14 protein-coding genes are annotated in these 14,871 nt (G+C 69.5%); 5 read left to right on the top strand and 9 right to left on the bottom strand.

The features are described 5' to 3' along the window. Nucleotides 1-13: 13 nt before the first annotated feature. From BBK82_RS00440 to BBK82_RS00430, 3 genes are read right to left on the bottom strand one after another with little or no spacing between them, the layout of a single operon-like run. Nucleotides 14-901 (bottom strand): carbohydrate ABC transporter permease, encoded by an 888-nt coding sequence (locus BBK82_RS00440; RefSeq protein ID WP_065913191.1) that lies wholly within the window; start codon nt 899-901, stop codon nt 14-16. Nucleotides 902-903: 2 nt separating this feature from the next. Beyond that, nucleotides 904-1,815, bottom strand: a complete 912-nt coding sequence (locus tag BBK82_RS00435; protein WP_170067854.1) for a carbohydrate ABC transporter permease — start codon at nt 1,813-1,815, stop codon at nt 904-906. 18 nt (nt 1,816-1,833) lie between these two features. Then, nucleotides 1,834-3,090: an ABC transporter substrate-binding protein gene (locus BBK82_RS00430; protein WP_065913189.1), complete on the bottom strand. Its 1,257-nt coding sequence runs from the start codon at nt 3,088-3,090 to the stop codon at nt 1,834-1,836. Between the two features lie 234 nt (nt 3,091-3,324). Here BBK82_RS00430 and BBK82_RS00425 point away from each other — a divergent pair, with 234 nt between their 5' ends. Next, complete coding sequence (locus BBK82_RS00425; protein ID WP_237047976.1) at nt 3,325-4,356, top strand: LacI family DNA-binding transcriptional regulator; 1,032 nt, start codon at nt 3,325-3,327, stop codon at nt 4,354-4,356. Nucleotides 4,357-4,410: 54 nt separating this feature from the next. Here BBK82_RS00425 and BBK82_RS00420 read toward each other — a convergent pair whose 3' ends face one another. From BBK82_RS00420 to BBK82_RS00405, 5 genes are all read right to left on the bottom strand, one after another. Further along, nucleotides 4,411-5,709, bottom strand: coding sequence for an alpha-amylase (locus tag BBK82_RS00420; RefSeq protein WP_237047975.1), 1,299 nt, complete (start codon nt 5,707-5,709; stop codon nt 4,411-4,413). A gap of 168 nt (nt 5,710-5,877) precedes the next feature. After that, on the bottom strand, nt 5,878-6,354 hold the full coding sequence (locus BBK82_RS00415; RefSeq protein ID WP_237047974.1) for a MarR family winged helix-turn-helix transcriptional regulator: 477 nt from the start codon (nt 6,352-6,354) through the stop codon (nt 5,878-5,880). A 26-nt stretch (nt 6,355-6,380) separates the two neighbouring features. Further along, nucleotides 6,381-7,457 (bottom strand): molybdopterin cofactor-binding domain-containing protein, encoded by a 1,077-nt coding sequence (locus BBK82_RS00410; protein ID WP_418287557.1) that lies wholly within the window; start codon nt 7,455-7,457, stop codon nt 6,381-6,383. 233 nt (nt 7,458-7,690) lie between these two features. Next, nucleotides 7,691-8,401 carry a molybdopterin cofactor-binding domain-containing protein gene (locus tag BBK82_RS53635; RefSeq protein WP_071812501.1) on the bottom strand — a complete coding sequence of 237 codons (711 nt, stop codon included), beginning with the start codon at nt 8,399-8,401 and terminating at the stop codon, nt 7,691-7,693. Then, complete coding sequence (locus BBK82_RS00405) at nt 8,398-8,871, bottom strand: (2Fe-2S)-binding protein (RefSeq protein WP_237047973.1); 474 nt, start codon at nt 8,869-8,871, stop codon at nt 8,398-8,400. The genes BBK82_RS53635 and BBK82_RS00405 overlap by 4 nt, the downstream gene beginning before the upstream one ends. A 65-nt stretch (nt 8,872-8,936) precedes the next feature. Between BBK82_RS00405 and BBK82_RS00400 the strand changes: the two genes are divergently transcribed. The 4 genes from BBK82_RS00400 to BBK82_RS00385 all read left to right on the top strand — a co-directional run bounded on the left by BBK82_RS00400 (nt 8,937) and on the right by BBK82_RS00385 (nt 14,089). Further along, nucleotides 8,937-9,926, top strand: a complete 990-nt coding sequence (locus tag BBK82_RS00400) for a hypothetical protein (protein WP_218920561.1) — start codon at nt 8,937-8,939, stop codon at nt 9,924-9,926. Continuing rightward, nucleotides 9,923-10,738: an alpha/beta hydrolase gene (locus tag BBK82_RS00395; RefSeq protein WP_170067853.1), complete on the top strand. Its 816-nt coding sequence runs from the start codon at nt 9,923-9,925 to the stop codon at nt 10,736-10,738. The genes BBK82_RS00400 and BBK82_RS00395 overlap by 4 nt, the downstream gene beginning before the upstream one ends. A 138-nt stretch (nt 10,739-10,876) precedes the next feature. Then, nucleotides 10,877-12,112 carry an extracellular catalytic domain type 2 short-chain-length polyhydroxyalkanoate depolymerase gene (locus tag BBK82_RS00390; RefSeq protein ID WP_065913184.1) on the top strand — a complete coding sequence of 412 codons (1,236 nt, stop codon included), beginning with the start codon at nt 10,877-10,879 and terminating at the stop codon, nt 12,110-12,112. A 156-nt stretch (nt 12,113-12,268) separates the two neighbouring features. Next, nucleotides 12,269-14,089: a rhamnogalacturonan lyase gene (locus BBK82_RS00385; protein ID WP_269466116.1), complete on the top strand. Its 1,821-nt coding sequence runs from the start codon at nt 12,269-12,271 to the stop codon at nt 14,087-14,089. Here the strand turns inward: BBK82_RS00385 and BBK82_RS00380 are convergent. Beyond that, a complete protein-coding gene (locus tag BBK82_RS00380; RefSeq protein ID WP_083267709.1) occupies nt 14,077-14,757 on the bottom strand; it encodes a class I SAM-dependent methyltransferase in 681 nt (226 codons plus the stop codon). The two genes, BBK82_RS00385 and BBK82_RS00380, sit on opposite strands and share 13 nt — an antisense overlap. Between the last annotated feature and the right edge of the window lie 114 nt (nt 14,758-14,871).

Genomic DNA, 14,871 nt, shown 5'->3' with positions numbered 1-14,871 from the left:
CCTCTGCGAGGGGTCAGCCCTTGACGGCGCCCGACATGATGCCGCCGACGATCTGGCGGCCGAACAACAGGAACACGACGAGCACGGGCACGGTGCCGATGGTCGCGGCGGTCAGCACCAGCGTGTAGTCCGTGGTGTAGCCACTGGCCAAAGTGGACAGAGCGGTCTGCACCGTCGGGTTCTCCGGCACCAGCACCACGAGCGGCCAGAAGAAGTCGTTCCACGCCTGCATGAACGTGAACAACCCGAGCACCGCCGCCGCCGGACGGGCCGCGGGCAGTGCGACGTGCCAGAACAGCCGCAACGAGTGGCAGCCGTCCATCCGGCCCGCCTCCAGCAGCTCGTTCGGGATCGCGCGCTCGAAGTACTGGCGCATGAAGAACACGCCGAACGCGGTCACCAGGCCCGGCACGATCACCGCGTGGATCTCGCCCGCCCAGCCGAACTCGGCCATCATCATGTACAGCGGGATGATGCCGAGCTCGGTCGGGATCGCCTGGGTGGCGATGATGAGCAGCAGCAACACGTTGCGGCCGCGGAACTTCAGCTTGGCGAACGCGAACCCGGCCAGGGTGGAGAACAGCACCACCGACACCGTGACCGTGCCGGCGACGATGATCGAGTTCATCATCGCGAGCGCGAAGTCGGTGGTGTCGAAGACGCGGGCGATGTTCTCGAACAGGTGGCCGCCGGGCACGAGCACCGGTGGCACGCTGTCGATCGCGTCCGGTGTCTGCGAGGACACCACGAACGACCAGTACACCGGGAAGGCGGAACCGGCCAGGATCGCGATCAGCGCGGCGTAGGTCCACGGCCCGGCGACCCGCCTGGCGAGCCTGCGCGCCCTCGACGAGGGCCCGGCGGGTTTCACCGGCGCGGGCCGCTCCAGCAACGCGGTCATGGTCACTCCGTCCGGATCCGTTTGGTCACCAGGTAACCGAGACCGGCGACGATGACCGTGGCGATGGCCAGCACGACCGCGATCGCCGAGCTGTAGCCGAAGTCGTAGTTGGTGAAGCCCTGCTCGTACAGGTACAGCGCGGCGGTCTGGAACTGCCGGTCCGAGCCACCGGTCGCGGCGGCCGCACCGGGGTTGAACAGCAGCGGCTCGGCGAGCAGGCGCATGTTGCCGGTGGTCGCGATGATCGTCGAGAAGATGATCTGCGGCCGCAGCAGCGGCACCGTGATCCGCCAGAACTGCTGGCGCCCGCTCGCGCCGTCCAGCGTGGCCGCCTCGTAGAGCGACGACGGGATCGCCTGCATCGACGCGAGGAAGATCAGCGCGTGGTAGCCGGTCCAGCGCCACACCACCATCACGGCGATCGCGATGTGCGAGGTGGCGGTGCCCGCCTGCCAGTCGATCTGCCCGGCGCCGAAGAGGCCCAGCACCCAGTTGAACAGGCCGAAGTCCCGGCCGAACAGCTGCGCGAAGATGATCGTCACCGCCGCCACCGAGGTGATGTTCGGCAGGATCACGCCCATCCGGAACAGCGTGCGGGTGCGGACCTTGCGGTTGAGCAGCTGGGCGATGAACAGCGCGAACAGGATCTGCGGCACCGTCGTGAGCAGCCACAGGCTGAGCGTGTTGCCCATGGCGTTCCAGAAGTACGGGTCCGCCAGCAGCTTGCCGTAGTTGTCGAACCAGACGACGTACGCGCCGCCCTCGTCGAGCAGGTTGCGGTGCTGCATCGACACCCAGATGGTGTAGAGCAGGGGGAACAGCCCGAAGACACCGAAGATCAGGAAGTACGGCGCCACGTACCCGTAGGGCGCGAACTTCGTGTCCCAGCGGTGCCTTCTGGCCGTCTTGTCCATCAAGACCATGTCAGCGCGTCACTTCTGCACGTCGCCGACGAACTGGCGCCACGAGTCCTCGCCGTTCTGCTTGCCCTGTTCCACGCGCTGCATCGCGTTGCCGATCGCGGTCTGGATGTCGCCGGCCTTCGGGCCCTGGTACTGCGGGTTCAGCTTCTTCGCCGCGTCGGTGAAGAGCTTGCCGATCGGCGCGTCGTTGAAGTACGGGTTCTTGTAGTCCACGATGGACGGGTCCTCGTACAGCTTCGGGATCGACGGCAGCAGCCCGGCGCTCTTGAACACCTTCGCCTGCTGCTCGGGCGCGGTCAGCCACGCCGCCAGCTCCACGGCCTTGTCGATGTTCTTGCCCGACTTCGGCACCGTGAGGTACGAGCCGCCCCAGTTGCCGCCACCGCCGGGCACGGACGTGACGTCCCACTTGCCCGCGGCCTCCGGTCCGGCCTGGTCCTTGATCTTGGCCATCTGCCAGGCCGGGCACGTCACGGTCGCGAACTGGCCCTGCTTGAACCCGGTGTTCCACACCGGCGTGGAGAACAGCAGCTTCGACGACAGGCCCGAGTTCACGCCGTCGACGACGAGGTCCCAGGCGTCCTTGACCTCCTTGTTCTCACCCACGACGATCTTGTCGGACTTGTCGTAGTAGCCGACCGAGGCCTGGCCGACGATCGCGTTGAGCACGGTCGGCCCGCCGTCGAACCACTTCACGCCCTCCGGCGCCTTCTTCTGGAACTTCTTGCCGGCGGCCATGAAGTCCTTCCAGGTCGGCCACATGGCGGCGACCTGGTCGCGGTCGGCGGGCAGCCCGGCGTTCTGCAGCAGGTCGCGGCGGTAGCAGATGGCGAGGCCGCCGACGTCGGTGCCGTAGCCGATCTGCTTGCCGTCCTTGGACAGCGAGCCCTCCCACTTCCACGGCAGCCAGCGGTCCTTGAGCTGGTCACCGCCCTTGGTGTTGAGGTCGACGAACTTGTCCGGCGTCGCCTTGAACTGGTTGATGTAACCGGTGTCGACCGCCTCGATGTCCGCGGAACCGCTGCTGGTGGCGAGGTGCGCGGCGAGGTTCTTGTGGTGGTCGGAGTAGGAGGCCGTCCGGTCGGTGATCTCGACGTCCGGGTGCACGGCCGCGTACTCCTTGAGCAGCTCGGCGTAGCCGAAGTTGCCGAACAGGCCGATGGTCAGCTTCGTCTTGCCGCCGCCCGCGGTGCTGCTGCCGCAACCGCTGAGCACCACGGCGGTCGCCAGCACGGCACAGCCGATGGCGAGTGCTTTGGGGCGCATTTACAGGCCTCCGTCGAATTTTGGGCGCGCTGAAGAGAAAAGTGGTTCTGGTGCAGGTGAGCCGACGATTGTGCGGAACTGCCAGCCGAAGATGTGTGGCGCCTATGACAACGGGGTTACACGGCGAACGTCAAGTAACAAAACGATAAACAGATCAACTAAAGCAGGCGTTTGACTAGGAGAAGTGCTGCTCGTAGGGTCTATGTAACCGCTTACGGTCAGATGGAGGTGCCGATGGCGACCGGGCGAGAGATCGCCCAGCTCTGCGGCGTGTCCGTGGCGACGGTGTCGCGCGTCTTCAACCAGCCGGAAACGGTCAACGAGGACACGCGCGAACGCGTGCTGCGGGTGGCCAGGGAACTGGGTTACCAGCCGAACGAGTCCGCGCGGGCGTTGTCGACCAAGCAGTCCACCATGATCGGGCTGGTCTGGGACACCGACCACCGCAGGCCCGGCTGGCGGCACCCGTACCTGCAGGACCTGCTGATCGGGCTGAAGTCGGCGCTCAGCGCGCACGGCTACCACCTGCTGATGCTCGCGACCAGCGGTGACGCCCGTGAGGTCGGTGCCTCGCTCGCGGACCCGGTCGGGTACGTGAACATGACCCGCCGCCACCACCTCGGCGGGCTGGTGCTGATCGACAGCGGGTCGGACGCCGAGGCGTTCGAGGCCTTCGCGCAGTCCGGAGTTCCCTGCGTGGCACTGGACGTGGCGGTCGACGGTCCCAAAGCGACGTACGTGACGTCGGACAACGCCGGTGGCGCGCGGATGGCCACCGGTCATCTCGCCGGGCTCGGGCACACCAGGATCGCCACGATCACCGGGCCGCCGGGCAACCAGCCGTCGCAGGCGCGCGTGTCGGGGTACCGCGCGGCGCTGCAGGACGCCGGGCTGCCGTGGCGTGACGAGTACGTGGTGGCCGGTGACTTCTACCGGGCCAGCGGAACCGCTGCGATGAAACGACTTCTGGCGTTGGACGAGCCGCCGACGGCGGTGTTCGCGGCCAGCGACGAGATGGCGGTCGGCGCGGTGCTCGCCGCCCGTGCCGCGGGTCTGCGCGTGCCGCACGACCTGGCGCTGGTCGGGTTCGACGACATCGAGATCGCCGCACTGGTCGAGCCCGCGCTGACCACGGTGGCCCAGGACAAACCGGGGTTCGGGGTGGCGGCGGCCAAGGCGATCATGGCGATGGTCACCGGGGCCGGCCGGGAGGAGCCGGTGGTCCTGCCGACCAAGCTGGTGGTCAGGGACTCCTGCGGATCTTGAGGCGGTGCCCGCCGCGGCCGAGGCTCCCGCGGCGGGCACCGCCTCATCTCTTGGCTAACGCGCGTTCACGTGCAGGGCGAGCGCGGTTCCCGCACCCAGGGTGTGGGTGAACCGGCCGTTCGAGTCGACGTTCACGCGCACACAGCCGTTCTCCTGGACGTTGCAGTAGCTCCCGGCGGGCAGCGCGGTCTGGAACGTGCGCGTCACCGGGAAGGTCTCCCGGTTGATCGCCACGTAACCGCGGTTGCCGCGACCGAACGCGATGGTGTCGTAGCCGTTGTCCCACCAGTTGTTCACGTCGGTGCCGGCCACGGTGTTGCGGAACGCCACCATGTTCGCGATCTGCGTCCACGCGTGCTGGCACTTCCAGCCGCTGTAGCAGACCGAGTTCCCCGGCGGACCCGCGTCCTTGTCGCTGAACTCGTAGCCCGAGTACACCTGCGGCGCGCCGTAGTTCCAGGCGAGCATGAACACGTTCGCCAGCGTGTAGGTCGAGTTGTCCTTGTAGGTCAGCGTCGACCCGTTGCGCTCGGTGTCCCAGTTGTCCACGAACGGCCTGGCCTGGCCGCTGGGCAGGAAGCCCCACGACTGGCCGAACGTGCGCAGGTAGGCCAGGTTCTCGTTGGTGAAGATCCGCTTGAGGTCGTAGGCGTAGCGGAACTCGTCCACGTCACCGGACCCGGTGTACTCGCCGGGCTGCACCGCCTCACCGGCGCCGTAGATGACCTCGTGCACCCAGAACACGTTCGGGTTGGTCAGCCTCGACTTGATCGCGGACATGTCGGCGGCGGCGATGTGCTTGGCCGCGTCGATGCGGAACCCGTCCACGCCCATCGCGATGAGCCGGTTGAGGTATCCGGCGATCGCACCGCGCACGTAGTCGCTGCCGGTGTCCAGATCGGACAGACCGACCAGCTCGCAGTTCTGGACGTTGTAGCGGTCCTGGTAGTTGTTGATCGGCGAGCGGCACGGGTGGAAGTCCCAGTCGCTGTAGACGCCGGGGTAGTTGTACTTCGAGTAGCTCGTGCCGCCGGTGCCGGTGCCGGAGCCCGCGCTCATGTGGTTGATCACCGCGTCCGCGATGACCTTGACGCCCGCGTTGTGGCAGGTCGAGATCATGTTCCGGAACGCGTTCTCGTCGCCGAGGCGCCCGGCGATCCGGTAGCTGACCGGCTGGTAGGAGGTCCACCACTGCGGACCTTGGACGTGCTCGGTGGCGGGTGAGACCTCCACGTAGCCATAGCCCTTGGGGCCCAGCACGTTCGTGCACTCCGAGGCCACGCGGGCGAACGGCCATTGGAACAGGGTGACGGTGACGTCCTTGTTCCCCGGTGGCGCTGCAAGACTTTGCACCGGTGTGAACAGTGTTACGGCCAGCACGGCCGTGAGCAGGACGCGAAGAGCCGAGGAAACCACGTTGTCTCCTTGCTAGCAGGGGTCTTCCCGTCGTACCAGGCGGGCACGTGCACCGGGAAGAGTTGCAAGAAGTTTCTCGGTTAATTCGGCCGCAGAGCGTACGGACTAGTCCTCTGTGGTCGAGGTGGCGGCAGCGATCAACGCGATCAGCTGTCGCCGGAAGTGCTCGTAGTCGTCGACCGCGCCGAGCAGCGTGTCCGACTCGCGTTCCTCCCGGCGGGCCGCGGCCAGCGCGCGGCGACCGGCCGGGGTGATCTTCACCGACGTCCGCCTGCGGTCGTTCGGGTCCTGGCTGCGCACGACGTGGCCGCCGCGGTCGAGGTGCTCGATCGTGCGGCTCATCGTCTGGTCGGTGACCTTGCACAGCACGGCCAGCTCGCGCTGCGACCGCGGCCCGTCGGCGAGGTGGTGCAGCGTGATCATCCCGGCGTGGGTGAGGCCGCGCCCCGCGAGGAAGTCCTCGAACCGCTTCTCGACGACGCGGGCCGCGACCGAGAGCAGCCTGCCGGTCGGCCAGGAGGCGACGTCCGCGCCCACCTGGTCCGGGCGGCGTGCCACCGCCAGCTCGTCTCCCTCGGCCACGGCTCCATCATCCCAGACCCGCCCGATCACCCCACGTCGGTCCCGAACGGCATGCCCGTCACCGGCGTGCCGGCCGCGAGCGCCGCCGAGATCGCCGCGGCCGCCGGCGGGTACGCCAGCTCGCCGAGACCGCCCAGCGGGGCGTTGGTCTGCACGATCGTGACGTCGATGTCGGGGATCTGGCCGATCCGCGCCCACCGGAAGTCGCCGAACGACGACTCGACGACGTGTCCTTCCCGGACGGTGATCTGGGCACCGAGCACAGTGGACACCGCGTCCACCACACCGCCCTCCACCTGGGCGCGGACGCCGGACGGGTGCAGGGCCACACCGACGTCGACCGCGGCGTGCACCCGCAGCACCCGGCGCGACTCCGGTTCGGCGACCGCGACCACCGCGATCGCCGAGCCGTAGTCCTCGTGGCAGGCGACGCCACGGGCGGTGCCGGGCTTCGGCGGCGTGCTCCACCGCGACCTCTCGGCGACCGCGTCGAGCACCGCGTGCAGCCGCGACCCCGCCGGCAGCAGCGATCGGCGCAGCGCGATCTGGTCGAGGCCCGCACGCGCGCCGAGCTCGCTGAGGAAGTTCTCCTCGGCGTAGAGGAACTGCCCGGCGTAGACCGCACGCCAGAACCCGGTGCGCAGCGGTGCCGGTCGGACGATCACCGAGACGTCGCCGGGCACGGCGTACGGGAAGTGGTCGCCGCTGAGCTTGATCAACGCGGGGTTGGCGAACGGCGGCAGGATCGACAACGGCCAGGTCACGACCTCGTGCGTGCGCCTCGTCGGCAGGCCGTCGGCGCCGACCTGGGCGGTCATCCGGTGCACCGACATCGGCCGGTAGGAGTCGTGGCGCATGTCGTCGGCCCTGGTCCACAGCACCTGGACCGGCGCGCCCGCCCGGCGTGAGCAGGCCACCGCCTCCAGCACCGGGTCGGGTTCGACGCGCCGCCCGAACGCGCCGCCGGACGCCGTCGTCTCCACCCGCACGGACGCCGCCGGGATGGCGAGCTGGCGGGCCAGCTGGGTGCGCAGGCTGCCGGGGTCCTGCGTCGGCGCCCACACCGTGAGGCCGTCGGGACGGACGTGTGCGGTGGCGTTCATCGGTTCCATCGGCGCGTGCGCGAGCAACGGCATCCGGCAGACGCGCTGGACGCCCTCGATCGGGCTCTGCGCGGGCAGCGCGGACTCCAGGCCGGCGAGCCACGCCCGGCTGTCCGCGGTGGGAGTGCCGCCGCGCCAGGTGATCCGCAGCGCGTCCCGGCCGCGCAACGCCTGGTGGGTGGTCTTCGCGATGACCGCGACACCACCCTGGCCCTCGGCGGGTGCGGTGAGCGTCAGGACGTCGATGACGCCCGGCAACGCGCGGGTAGAGGTGTCGTCGATCGTGTCGGGAACGGCGCCGAGCCACGGTGGCCTGGCCACGACCGCGACGAACCCGCCGGCCGGCCGGGCGTCGATGCCGTACTCGGTGCGGCCGGTGACGATGTCGCGCGCGTCCACCCGGCCGCCGCGGGTCTTGCCAGCAGCCGCCACTTCTCCGGCGGCGTGAGCTCGACCGGCACGGTGGCGGGTCGAGCGCGGCGGCGGCGGACGAGCGCCGGTAGGGGAGCCGGCCCGGCGCGGGTGGCAGACGCGCCGTCCTTCGCGGCGCACTCGGCGACCGGGACCTTCCAGCGCTGTGCGGCGGCCGTGACGAGCAGGCAGCGCGCGGTCGCCGCGGCGGTGCGGATCGGGGTGGCGAGCCCTTTGACCGACGACGAGTTCTGGACGCCCTGAGGGCCGAAGCGTTCCGTGTCGCCGTGGGCCTGTTCCACCGTGATGTCACTGGTGTTGACCGCGAGCTCTTCGGCGACCATCAACGCGACGACCGTGCGCACGCCTTGACCGGTGTCCGGCCGGGGCGCGGTCGCGGTGATCCGGCCCGCGTCGTCGAGGCGCACGAAGACGTTGGGGGTGAGGCCTTCCGCGGCGAGGGCGGGAACGGGGATCGCGACCACCAGCGCGCCGGCTCCCGCGCCGCGCAACAGGGTCCGCCTGCTGATCATCGGTCCTCCCCGCGGATGAGGCGGCTCGCGCGGCGCACGGCCTCGCGGATGCGCGGGTAGCTGCCGCAGCGGCACACGTTGTCCCGCAACGCTTCCTCGATCGCCGCGTCGTCGGGGTCGGGATCGCGGGCGAGCAACGCCGCCGCGGCCATGACCTGGCCCGGCTGGCAGTAGCCGCACTGTGCGACGTCGAGCTCGCGCCAGGCCCGTTGCACGGGGTGGTCGCCGGTGCGGGAGAGCCCTTCGATCGTGGTGATCCGCGTTCTCGTGCTGTCGGCGGTCGTGCGCACGCACGGTCTGGCCGCCTCACCGTCCACATGGGACGTGCAGGCGCCGCACAGGCCGACCCCGCACCCGTACTTGACGCCTGTCAGCCCCAGCTCGTCGCGCAACACCCACAGCAGGGGAGTGTCACCCTCGACGTCGACCTCGTGCCGTTCACCGTTGACGCGCAACGAATATCGGGCCACCGTGATCCCTCCTGATTTGCTCAGCGCGCTGAACATATCACGACGAACCGTGCATAATGCTCAGCATGCTGAACGATGTGCGGCGCTCCGGTCGCGGGGTGCTGGTGTGGGGAGTGGCGGCGAGTGCGCTGCTCACGGGCCTGGTGTGGCTGCTGGGGCAGGGGCTGCACGGGGTCGAGCTGCTGCCGGACCAGGGCGCGTCCTGGTACTACTGGAAGCTGCCGGACCCGACCGTCTGGACCAGGGCGTCCGCCTGGGTGGGCTACGCGGCGCACCAGCTGGTCTCGTGGTGGCTGATCTACTACGCGCAGACCCGCGTCCGCCACTACACCGACGGCCTGCACCGGGTGAACGTGTGGGCGCTCGCCGCCAACGGCGGGTTCTTCGCCCTGCACGCGGTCCAGACGCAGGTGTTCTACGACGGCCTGGCGCAGGACGTGTCGATCTTCAGCTCGCAGGGCTCCGTGGTGCTGCTGCTCGTGTGGGTGCTGCTCATGGAGAACCGGCGCCGCGGCCTCGTGCTCACCTGGTCGGCGCCGATCTCCGCACAGGTGGTCTCGTTCGCCCGCCGCTACCACGGCTACCTGTTCAGCTGGGCCGCGGTCTACACGTTCTGGTACCACCCGATGGAGTCGACCAGCGGTCACCTCATCGGGTTCTTCTACATGTTCCTGCTGCTGGTGCAGAGCAGCCTGATGTTCACCCGGGCGCACACCGACCGCTGGTGGACGCTGACGCTGGAGCTGATGGTGGCGGTCCACGGGACGCTGGTCGCGGTGATGAACTCCGGGCCGGACGGGATGTGGCCGATGTTCCTGTTCGGGTTCGTGGCGATCTTCGTGCTCACCCAGATGCACGGCGTCGGGCTGAGCCTGCGGGTCCGGTGGTGGATCGGCGGGCTGTTCGTGGTGGCGGCGCTGGCGGTGTACTCGTGGCGCGGGCTCGACCGGATCGACGAGGTGGTGCGGATCCCGTTGATCGAGTACCTGCTGGTGGGGGTCCTCGCGCTGCTGATCTGGGCGGGTGTGCGGGTGGCGCGGCTGGTCCGCTCGTGACGTGGGTGCGGCGGCTGGCGGGGGCGGCCTGCGTGCTGGTCCCGCTGGTCTTGCTGGTCGCCGGCTGGGGACCGTTGACGGCGGGGCATCCCGCGCACCTGGTGGTGCTCGGTGGGGTCGTCGCGGTGGGCGTGGGCATCGCGCTGTGGCGGCGGGTGCCGGGGTGGCTCGCGGTGGTGCTGGCCGTGCTGCTGCTCGTGCCGGTGGTGTACCTGCAGCCGTTCGCGGCCACGCGGGTGGAGGGCTCCTCGACGGTGCTGCGGCCTGACGGTGCCGTGCGCGCTGGGCTGGTCTTCCACCCCGGTGCTCGCGTGGACCACCGCGCCTACGTGCCGTTGCTGCGCCGCGTTGCCGCGCAGGGGTTCCTCGTGGTCGTGGTGCGGGAGCCGCTGAACATGGCGTTGCTGAGCGGTGACACGGCACCGTTGCGCGCGGCCCACCCGGAGGTGCCGGTGTGGGCGGTCGGCGGCCACTCCCTGGGCGGGGTGGCGGCGGGACGGGACGTGCTCGCGGACCCGTCGGTGCGCGGGCTGGTGCTGTGGGCGTCGTACCCGGTGGACGACCTGTCCGGGCGGGACGTCGTCGCCTGGTCGATCTCGGGGGAGCGGGACGGGTTCACCACACCGCAGGACGTGGCTGACTCGCGCTCGAAGCTGCCCCCTGACGCCCGGTTCGAGGTCGTGCCGGGGGCGGTGCACGCGTTCTTCGGCGACTACGGCGACCAACCCGGTGACGGGGTGCCCACCACGTCCCGCGCCGAGGCACAGGCCAGGATCGTCGCTGGCACAGTCGCCGCACTCGCTGCCATATGACCACTTGCCAGTCGGGGCAATGGTGTGAGTCCACGGCAGACAGCGGTGCTTCGTGGTGGCCGTACACGTGGTGCGGACCATTTGTCAGGTCTTGACTGGGGTTGTCATGTCCCTGCCTGCAATGACGGAGGCGAACACATGCGACTCAGGAACGTGTTCCTGGCCCTCGCCGCGGCCACCGGCCTGGCCGCGGCTTCCCTGACGATCTCGCTGGCCGCCGTTCCCGCGCCGCAGCCCGGCACGCTGGACCGGTACGACATCACCGGCACCTACGTCAGCGGGTTGTCGTCCGGTGGTTTCATGGCCAACCAGCTGCACGTCGCGTACTCCGGGGTGTTCCAGGGCGCCGGGATCTTCTCCGCCGGTGCCTACGACTGCGCCCAGAACAGCGTGGCCACCGCGCTGAACGCGTGCATGGACACCTTCACGCCGCGCAAGACGCCGGCCGAGCTGGAGCAGCTGACCAGGACCCGTGCGTCCGCGGGCACCGTCGACCCGGTGCAGAACCTGTCCGGCGACCCGGTGTGGTTGTTCCACGGCAACGCCGACCAGACCGTGGACCGCGCGGTGAACGACGACCTCGCCACGTACTACCGCGACTTCGGCGCTCGGGTGGTCTACAACAACAACTCGGCGGCCGGGCACGCGTGGGTCAGCCCGATCGGGCCGAACAGCTGCGGGTCGACGGCCTCGCCGTACGTCAACAACTGCGGCACCGCCGACCCGGTGCGGGAGATGCTCGGGCACCTGGTCGGCTCGGTGGCCGCACCCGCGACGTCGTTGACGGGCAAGCTCGTCCAGTTCGACCAGGGCCGGTACGCGCCGGGTGGCAACGCGGCGGCGATCAGCATGGGCCGGGAGGGGTTCGCGTACGTCCCGCGAGCGTGTGAGAGTGGTCCTTGCAAGCTCATGGTCACGTTGCACGGTTGCTACCAGTACTTCGGCCTGGTCGGCAACGCGTTGATGGACAAGGGTTATCTCAACGAGTACGCCGACACCAACGGCATGATCGTGCTCTACCCGCAGGCGACGACGATGACCGGCAACCCGCGCGGCTGCTGGGACTGGTGGGGTTACCAGTCCGCGCAGTACCCGCTGAAGTCCGGTCCGCAGATGACCGCCGTGGTGGCGATGGTGAAGGCGTTGACGAGCGGTCAGACGACGACGCCGCCGACCACGACGACCACTACCACCACCACTCCGCCGTCGTCGTGTGTCACCGCGAGCAACTACGCCCACACCACTGCCGGTCGGGCCCACGCCAACGCGGGGCAGACCTACGCGCTGGGTTCGGGTCAGGCTCTCGGTCTCTGGAACACCTTCGTCACCAGCACGATCCGGCAGACTTCTCCCGGCTACTGGGTGAAGTGCTGAAATGGCCTGGTAGAAGCGGGAAAGCGCTTACCGAAAGAACCCGTTCGCGCCGTTCGCTGATCCGTTCTCACCCTTGACCCTCCCGTGGACCGGTGCTGTCATGGGGCACGGCAAGTTTCTGGGAGCGTTCCCAGAAAGCGGATCGGAGGAGATGACGTGCTCAGCAGCGTTGGTGTGCGCGTAGCGGCGGTGGGAGCGGTGATCGGTGTGGTGGCCGGCGGTGTGACCACCGCCGGCGCCCAGGTGCCTGACGACCCCACCGGGCGCAAACAGGTCGAACGGCTCGACCGCGGTGTGGTCAGCGTCCGTTCCGGCAGCGGGAACCTGGTCAGCTGGCGGCTGCTCGCCGGCGACGCGCGGGACACCGGGTTCAACGTCTACCGCGGTGGTGCGAAGCTCAACTCCGCACCCGTGACGACGTCCACCAACTACCTCGACGCCGGTGGTGCGGCGGGCGCGTCCTACACCGTCCGCGCCGTCGTCAACGGCGTCGAACAACCCGCCGCGGCGTCACTGTCCTTCCCGGCCGGCTACCTCGACGTGCCGATCTCCCCGCCCGCCAGTGGTTACAGCGCGAACGACGCCAGCGTCGGCGACGCGGACGGCGACGGCCGGTACGAGATCTTCCTGAAGTGGTACCCGGACAACGCCAAGGACAACTCCCAGGCGGGCGTCACCGGCAACACCTTCATCTACGCCTACCGCCTCGACGGCACCCGGCTGTGGCGGGTGGACCTGGGCCGCAACATCCGTTCCGGCGCGCACTACACCCAGTTCCAGGTCTACGACTACGACGGCGACGGCCGCGCCGAGGTCGCGATGAAGACCGCGGACGGCACCCGTGACGGTCGCGGCACGGTCATCGGCAACGCCTCCGCCGACTACCGCAACGGCGACGGTTATGTGCTGTCCGGACCCGAGTTCCTCACGATGTTCAACGGCCTCACCGGCGCCGCACTGTCCACGGTGAACTACGACCCGCCGCGCGGCAACGTCTCCTCGTGGGGCGACAGCTACGGCAACCGCGTCGACCGCTTCCTGGCCGGCACCGCCTACCTCGACGGCGCCCGCCCGTCGCTGATCATGGCCCGCGGCTACTACACGCGTGCCGTGATCGCCGCCTGGGACTTCCGTGGCGGCCAGCTGACCAAGCGCTGGACGTTCGACTCGAACAGCAACACCACCTACGCCGGCCAGGGCAACCACTCCCTGACCATCGGCGACGTGGACGCCGACGGCCGCGACGAGATCGTCTACGGCGCCGCCACCGTCGACGACACCGGCCGCGGCCTCTGGAACACCCGCTTCGGCCACGGCGACGCCGCCCACCTCGGCGACCTCGACCCGTCCCGCCCCGGCCTCGAGTACTACAAGGTCTCCGAGAACACCAGCCAGCCGGCCTCCTGGTTCGCCGACGCCCGCACCGGCCAGGTCCTCTGGCAAACCGCCCCGGCAGGCGACAACGGCCGTGGAGTCTCCGCTGACATCCACGCCGGCAGCCCCGGCGCCGAGTCGTGGTCCAGCGCCGACAGCCAGCTCCGCAACACCAGGGGCCAGACCGTCGGCCGCAAGCCGTCGTCGGCGAACTTCCTGCTGTGGTGGGACGGCGACCCCTCCCGCGAGCTCCTGGACGCCACCCGCGTCGACAAGTACGGCACCAGCGCCGACACCCGCCTGCTCACCGCTTCGGGCGTGCACTCCAACAACGGCACCAAGTCGAACCCGTCGCTCTCCGGCGACATCCTCGGTGACTGGCGCGAGGAGGTCATCTGGCCCACGACCGACAACCGGGCCCTGCGCATCTACAGCACCCCGGCCCCCACCGACCGCCGCATCCCGACCCTCATGCACGACCCGATGTACCGCGTGGCCATCGCCTGGCAGAACACGGCCTACAACCAGCCCCCGCACCCGAGCTTCCACATCGGCGCCGGCATGGCCACCCCGCCCTGGCCGGACGTGCACTACGCGGGCTGAGAGGGCCTGATGACGAGGCAGTCCCACGACGTCGCACCCTGAGTGGTGCGCGTGCTGTCCACCACCCGGTGCTCCCGCCGCACAGCACCGAGGATCGCCCGCGACCGCCGAGACCCCTGGAACATCGACACGATCACCACCCCGTCGGGGTTGAGGACCTCGGTGTAGCGCCCCAACGCGGCCAGCGGGTCGTTGAGGTAGTACAGGCTCTCGTTGAAGACGACCACGTCGAACTTCCCGTCCGGCACGTGCTCGTCGGCATCGGCGGCCCTGAACTCCGTCCGCTCATCGACCCGCCCCGCCAGCTTCCGCACGGCGACCTCGGAGATGTCCAGCCCCAGGTACCGCTCGTACCCGTGCGGCGCCCACCGCGCCTGCAACACCCCTTCGCCACACCCGACGTCGAGGACACTGCCGCCGGGTCTCAGGAACGTCCCGTACCCGACGATCACCGCGTAGTGAGCCAGCTCCTTCAGCCCGGTGAGGTGGTCCCACTCACCCTGGGCGTACTGCGCGTCCCACGCCGCCTGCTCCTTGGGCGTGTCGCCCTTGGCCTCCCGCGCCTCGAACTCGCGGACGAACCGCTCGACGCGGGCGTGGCCGGGGAACCGGCGTCCATAACCGACGGTGTAGTACCCCGTGCGCACCAGGCGGCCAACGCGACTCATCGGGCAAAGCTAGCAAACCGGACAGCGTGGGGCGCAAGTGTCGTTCGGGCGGTTCACCAGGATCTGCCGTAACAGATCAGTCCCGCAGACCGTCGATGACCGGCAGTTCACATC

The organism is Lentzea guizhouensis, from assembly GCF_001701025.1.
Classification (GTDB): Bacteria; Actinomycetota; Actinomycetes; order Mycobacteriales; family Pseudonocardiaceae; genus Lentzea; species Lentzea guizhouensis.
The sequence above is the reverse complement of the archived record's forward strand: the minus strand, read 5'-3'. Positions and strand labels throughout refer to the sequence as shown.